Source organism: Streptomyces sp. WELS2 (assembly GCF_013870595.1).
Classification (GTDB): Bacteria; Actinomycetota; Actinomycetes; order Streptomycetales; family Streptomycetaceae; genus Streptomyces.
Genome location: NZ_JACBWZ010001141.1, coordinates 1 through 1652, shown reverse-complemented (window position 1 = coordinate 1652; position 1652 = coordinate 1). Strand labels below are relative to the sequence as shown.

Genomic DNA, 1652 nt, shown 5'->3' with positions numbered 1-1652 from the left:
GTGCCGTTCGGCGCGGGCAGCCGCGTGCCCTCGGCGTCGTCGGCCGGCTCGGGGACGAATCCGTCCGGGGACAGCGGGGCACCGGTGTAGGAGCGGGCCACCTCGCGGTCGGGGGTGTCGCTGACGCTCTGGGCCATCGCCTGGGCCCGGCCCTCGATCAGCGCCAGCAACTCGGTGACCAGCACCGGGTCGTGGCAGCCGTCGTAGACCCAGCGCGTGCCCAGCACCCCGTGCTCCATGGTGCCGACGAGGGCGTGCCCGGCGCCCTCCAGCGGCGCCCCGCGGTAGGTGAGCGGCGCCAGGTACGCCGTCCGTTCGGGGCTCGCGGTGTCGGTGACGACGATGAACTCGATGCCGACCTCGCCCTCGGGGTCGTCCAGCCGGAAGCCGCCGGACTTCTCCGGCACCGGGGCGGGTCCGCCGCGGTACCACGGGCGGCCGGGCAGCCAGCCGGCGAGCAGTTCGGTCTTGGTCGGCTCGAGGGTGGTGTGGTGGATGACGGCCATGCCGGTCGCTGCCTCCCGGGTGCGGATGCTGGTCCGCTCAGCCTTGCACACCGCTGCCGCCGGTCAGCGCCGGGGTCAACGCGGCCCAGGGGTTCGGGGGTTCGCCGGTCACCGGCCCGCACACGGCCGCGCCCCGCTCGTGCGCGGTGCGGACCGCGAGCGGGATCAGCGGCTCGGGGACGCCGTAGACCAGGTGGCACAGCCGCTCGGGCGGCTGCCGGGCGGTCCAGGCCGGGCGGGTGAACGACGACACGTAGGTGCTCCAGTGGCCCTCGAAGGTGACGGTGAGGTCGGCGAGGCGGACGTAGCCGGGCGCCGGATGGACGCCCGGATTGAGCACGACGGTCCCGGTGCCGGACCGTCTGAGGTCCCGCACCAGCCGGCGGCAGGCGGGCAGTCCGTCCGGACCGGCCGTCACCCGGTCCAGGAAGCAGCCGTCGGTCGCGTACCACTCCCGGTGCCGGCGCACCTCCTCGGTGATCCGGGCCCGCTCCCGGACGCCGTAGTCGGTGTCGACGTAGCCGAGCAGGCGGGCCCCGGCCGCGCGCAGCGCCCGGGCCGCCGCCGTGAACGCGGGGTCGGGGGCGCTGCCGGGCCCGCTCGCCGGGTTGAGGACGACCGCGTAGGTGCGGCCGGCCGCCGCGACCAGCCGGTGCCAGGCGCCCGGATCGTCGGCCGGGTGCACGTACAGCGGCACCAGCAGGCTCACGGCACCCGCTCCCCGGTGGCCGCCCACAGCGCGGCGAGGGCGTCGTCCAGGCTGTGTGCCGGCCGCCAGTCCAGGGCCCGGGCGGCGGCGGAGATGTCCGAGCACTGCCAGGACACCCGTGCCGAGCGCGCCGAGCCGCCCGCGCTCTCCTCCAGCCTGCCCCGGAACCCGGCGTGCCGGGCCAGGCCGTGCGCCAGCTCCCGTACCGGTACCGCCGTGCCGCCGCCGATGTTGAGCACCCGCGGCAGCGGGGCGGGGGCCGTGACGGCGCGCTCGACCGCCCGGGCCACATCGCGTACGTCGACGAAGTCGCGGTGGGCGGACAGGTCCCCGAGGCGCAGTACGGCGTCCGGGTCCAGCCCGCCCACCGCGACTTCGTCGACGTACGCGATGTGGGGACGAGGAGGGCATCCGGGCCCGGGTGGACTGGTGCCGCT

At 76.6% G+C, this 1652-nt stretch carries 3 protein-coding genes; all 3 read right to left on the bottom strand.

Annotation, left to right across the window (positions count from 1 at the left end):
• Window positions 1-506 (bottom strand): maltokinase N-terminal cap-like domain-containing protein (locus tag H5J33_RS34420; RefSeq protein WP_181798586.1); only part of this gene is annotated, 506 nt, incomplete at its 3' end.
• A 37-nt stretch (window positions 507-543) separates the two neighbouring features.
• Window positions 544-1215: a spherulation-specific family 4 protein gene (locus H5J33_RS34415; RefSeq protein ID WP_181798585.1), complete on the bottom strand. Its 672-nt coding sequence runs from the start codon at window positions 1213-1215 to the stop codon at window positions 544-546.
• A partial coding sequence (locus H5J33_RS34410) for an NAD(P)-dependent oxidoreductase (RefSeq protein ID WP_181798584.1) occupies window positions 1212-1652 on the bottom strand: 441 nt, incomplete at its 5' end. The genes H5J33_RS34410 and H5J33_RS34415, both read right to left, overlap by 4 nt.